This is a genomic window from Haladaptatus ordinarius (assembly GCF_054177595.1).
In genome coordinates, this window is record NZ_JBPEHH010000193.1 from 1 (window position 1) to 4,235 (window position 4,235).

The 4,235-nt window shown below is 51.8% G+C and carries 4 protein-coding genes; all 4 read right to left on the reverse strand.

Features of this window, described 5'->3' with window-relative positions:
- Positions 1-62 precede the first annotated feature (62 nt).
- Positions 63-335 carry a PDDEXK-like family protein gene (locus ACR3FF_RS25960; RefSeq protein WP_458190983.1) on the reverse strand — a complete coding sequence of 91 codons (273 nt, stop codon included), beginning with the start codon at positions 333-335 and terminating at the stop codon, positions 63-65.
- A gap of 1,029 nt (positions 336-1,364) precedes the next feature.
- Positions 1,365-2,870 (reverse strand): primase-associated protein, encoded by a 1,506-nt coding sequence (locus ACR3FF_RS25965; RefSeq protein WP_458190984.1) that lies wholly within the window; start codon positions 2,868-2,870, stop codon positions 1,365-1,367.
- Entirely contained in the window at positions 2,867-3,766 is a 900-nt protein-coding gene (locus tag ACR3FF_RS25970) for a bifunctional DNA primase/polymerase (RefSeq protein ID WP_458190985.1), read from the reverse strand. Before ACR3FF_RS25970 ends, ACR3FF_RS25965 begins: the two co-directional genes overlap by 4 nt.
- On the reverse strand, positions 3,763-4,011 hold the full coding sequence (locus tag ACR3FF_RS25975; protein WP_458190986.1) for a hypothetical protein: 249 nt from the start codon (positions 4,009-4,011) through the stop codon (positions 3,763-3,765). The genes ACR3FF_RS25970 and ACR3FF_RS25975 overlap by 4 nt, the downstream gene beginning before the upstream one ends.
- Positions 4,012-4,235 lie beyond the last annotated feature (224 nt).

The window sequence follows — 4,235 nt, forward strand, 5'->3', positions numbered from 1 at the left end:
TCGATGTAGCGGATGGAGAGCGAAGCATTTGGCCTGCGTATGAAACCACTGTTGGAGATGAGCTAGACATCTTGTTCGGGGTGTTCCCGGCGGAACACCCCTTTCTCCTGCGCCCTCAGTCTCTTTATCGAGACTTGTTCGTCGACCTCTATATTCGATAGCTCGTAGAGGTCCTCCTGAAAGTCACACTCAACTGGGAGCCCTTCGAGAAACGCCCTGAGAAAATCAGTCCCCATTCCGTGTGGTTCATTTGAATCGAGGAGATATCGTAGGAGTCGATTTACGTAGACTTCTGCTCGACGCTGTTTCCCTAGTCCATATTCGATGACATTCATCAACGAACGTGGCTGCTCCGGAACGTCAGTAATCGACTTCCATCGTTGTTCAAGGGTATGTAAGCGCTCATCTATCGTTAATTCTGATTCCATCAATACATCTTATTCCACCTATTGTATGTCTCGGTTATAGATGTTTTCCGTCGAATGCTTCTGCAAGAGTCTATTCTCACTGGTCAATCAACCAGTCCTATTCTACAGTTTGGAGGTTTTCGAAACCATTGTTAGATACACAGCCACTCACTTCGATGGCGCGAATAGCTTTCTCCCAGTATGAAAATAATCAAAGAGATCGCGATGAAAGACGGCGGTTGTACTGCTCACGATTCTGGGGTACCACTCGGTTTAATCCATGGTAGTATGTCTTCACTCGACCGACGGAGAATGCACGCACTCTGCTCGAAATATACTATTGTTGAAACAATCGGTTGGTAGTGACTGCGACCTCATTCACGGGAGGACCGTCCATTGGTTGACCACTCATTTTTGTTTCTCGCTGTCGGGTCGCCACCTCTCTCTGTACGGTCCCAAATACTCCATATTCTTTGTCCCTCACCATTGATACTTCCGCGATTTCGACGATCGTTGCCTTCCCTCGCAATTCAGCACTTACATACTCTCCACCTGCACCCCTGTACCCCACTATTACTTTGGAAGAATTTGGAGGTGCAGGTCGGCCTCTGACAGTTTTAAAATTGCGTATAGAACCGTAGGGCTGGTTTCCGGCCGTAAAATCCAGCCTTAGGATTGTCTAGAGCAATTTTGAATCGTAAATGAAGCCTTACAGCTACTCAAACCGCTAATAACACCACTTTTCGATCTAGCATCCAATTATGTAACTCATCCAACCTTAGGCTTCAAATTTCTTGTTACTATTCCAACCTTAGGGTTTGGAGGTCAAAACCGCTGAGGAGCCGAAAATCCTTGCATAGAAGAGCTAAATCCAGCCTTAGGTTTGCAGCATTGTCGCCAACTGGAAAACAATGACTGATATTTGATTATTTTGTGGTAGAGTAGCCCATTTCTCGTTCAATTAGGCCTCGATGTCGATTGACTATCGAGCTGCTCGTACAGTTCGTCTGGGAACGGAAGGCTCCCATAGATTGAGTACGGACACTGATCGCGCCCGATACAGTAGCGTTGCATATCATCGTTCGAACAATTCATTGGAAGGGGAATCTCGCCGTCGATTTCGTTCTCAAGTTCGTATCGAATCTGGTACTCCGTTGTCTCGTCATCGTACCAGGACCACCGGGAAAACAGGTCTTTCACATCACTGATGAATTCTGCTGTGCTTGCGTCTCGATACTGCGGCAACCACCATGCCATCCGCACGAGATTAAACAGGTCTTTGCGGACCGGTTTTTTCTCTTGGAGCCGTTCGTCCATCGCCGCCAGACAGGGAAGTTCAAAGAGGTCCTCGAGATCGTCGATATGAATCGGTTGTGCGCCATCGCTATACTCGGTAAGTGTATAGCGATTTTGCCAGGCCTGTTCGACAGTTACGCTCGCGTGATTTTGCATCGCGGAGAGGATGTTCCCGAGGCTTCGCGGGGTCGAAATCGCGTCACAGGTGTGTTGTTCCCACAGTTGATCGGGCTCATAGGCGTCCAATGCATCATAGAGTTCTCGTGCTGTCTGCGATTTGCCCAGTTGCGCCGTGTCAGCGTCCGCCGCCTTGACAGCGTTGATGATCGTCAGCAAATCCCGCTTCTGTCGGCTCCAGTTCTTCCAGAGGCGATGAGTTTGCCCGGCAGCGAAAAACCGGTCGATCCGCTCGGTAATCGCCGACTCATTTGCCGTCAGCCAACTGCGTTGCTCGGGCGTGAGTGCTTCTTCTTGGGCAGTGAGTAGTCGTCCAAACGCATCCTCGGCATACGACCGATACTTTTGCATGAAATCAGAGACGGGCACATAGAGGTGGTTGTCGGCAACGTGTGCTTGGATCTCGCCTTGCTGGTCGCCGTCACGATCAGTGCGTGCCAAGCATTTCCGTGAGGCAGCGACAAGTGGTATCTCAAGATAGTATCCGTCACCGAACGCAGGGCGTGTTGTGATGTCCGTACAGACGCGACCAGAGTGAGGGCCGTCTTCACCAGGCTCTTTCGCATAGAGAATTTCGGCGATCTCCTGGTGAAGGGTGAAATCATCATACTCGCGAATGAGCGAGCCGATGTTGTTCACATAGAGTTCGCGCAGATCACCGAGCAGAGCGAGACGCCGAGGTGGTGTGTCTTCGAGTTTGGGATGATCCATGATACAGACAGCACCGAGGGTCGTGAGTACTGCGAGCATTCCTGGATCATCAACATAGGGTCGCTCTGCAGCCTTCCGACGTGTGCTTGGCGCAAATGCATCACACGTGAACCGCTCAATATCCACGAGCAACTTCTCTGTTTCTTGTGTATCATCAACTATCCAGCGCTGATATCCACGTTCGAATAACTGTGTTAGCTGGAACTGACCTTCATCACGGGGCAGTGCCGCCACTCGATACGCCCTATACTCGTCGTTTAGCGGTGTTGTTCGGCTCATGCTTCGAGAAAACTGGGGACAGCTTCGGTTCGGAAGTCAAAATCCGGGCTCTCGACCGGTTGGACGATACGTGAGACATCGGCGTGCAGCGAGTATGGCAGTCGCAGGACACGGCGGCGGTCGGCCGTGACTACCGGATCAATCGGGATCTCGTATTCTTCGAGCAGTAGGTCGTTAATCAGTTCCCGACTTTGCTCATCGTAGCGATGTTTGCGGTCGGTATCAAGCAGATAGACGTGACATCCCTGTCCCGAGTAGACAACCATCGTTTCCGTGGCTGCAAAGTCGTCCTCGAAGATTTTCTGGACGGCAAATCCATATTCGAGAGCCTGCTCGATATCCGCGAACGTATAGGGGTAGCCCTCGGGTGCGCTGTCGAGAATGCCGGCATCTTGTAGCGTGTCAAGTCCGACTGATTCCATGGACTCGGCAGTCGTTTCTGTCTGAGACTCCACTCGTTGTGCTGCAATGTCTTTGGCGTCGATATCGACGGCAAGCACCCACGGCCGCTCCCAGTGGTCAAGCGCATAATACACTGCGTTCGGTCGTGGCTCCGGACGTTCGAGGAGATCCGGGTCAGCAAGTGCATAATTACTTCTGTGGAGCGGGTCGTGCCGAGCTGGATACTGAATGAACTTGATCAGCTCGTCTAGTGAGTCGAAGTGTTGTGCAATTCGATCTCCTGAGTTGCTTGTCTGCCACGTCTCCCGACGGATGAACGTTCGATCGGGTGTATTCTGCTTCCGAACAGGGTATGGCTCACGGAACGCGAGAGCGTACTCTTTCGGTCCCTCGGAAGTAATGAATGGCGGTAGTGCATCCATCTGGGCTGGAAATGACTCCGTGTAGTAGGTATGAAGCTCGTCGCGAGTTGCTTCGCGCCACGTCGACGTCATCGCTCGGTGTCGACCTCCGTTTTGAGACTCCGGAACGTGTTTACAGCGGTCATGCCGGGGATTGCCGTTTGGCTGAGAGCAGCGCGAAGTGCACTAACCGTCTGTTTCTGGGTAGCGGTCAGCGAAAGATCGAGCGGACCGGTCTCGATGAGCGTGTCAATCACGTCCGTAGCACACCCTCGGTCTTCGAACGCCCACGCAGCGTTTGCATCGGCCTTCGCGAGCTTTTCGTAATCAGCGACCACGGCGTCCGTGTTATGACTCGTCGTTTCAACTTCGCCGACCCAACAGAGGTCGCCTGAAGCGTCAAATCCTGCAACATCGAAAACAGTCCCCGAGTCGTGCTGATAGTCGGTACTTCCCAACCGATGTGAGAACTGAAGCTAAAGCGTTAGTCTAATTAGGAAGATGTCTGGTTGAGTGAATGTGTTCAATATCCCTCAGCCAGACGGTGTTCTTTCGGACTCGG

Bases quoted from the DNA above. Each gene is read 5' to 3' on its own strand.
- ACR3FF_RS25970 (WP_458190985.1), bottom strand. From the start codon at position 3,766: ATGACGTCGACGTGGCGCGAAGCAACTCGCGACGAGCTTCATACCTAC.
- ACR3FF_RS25965 (WP_458190984.1), bottom strand. From the start codon at position 2,870: ATGAGCCGAACAACACCGCTAAACGACGAGTATAGGGCGTATCGAGTG.
- ACR3FF_RS25960 (WP_458190983.1), bottom strand. From the start codon at position 335: ATGAATGTCATCGAATATGGACTAGGGAAACAGCGTCGAGCAGAAGTC.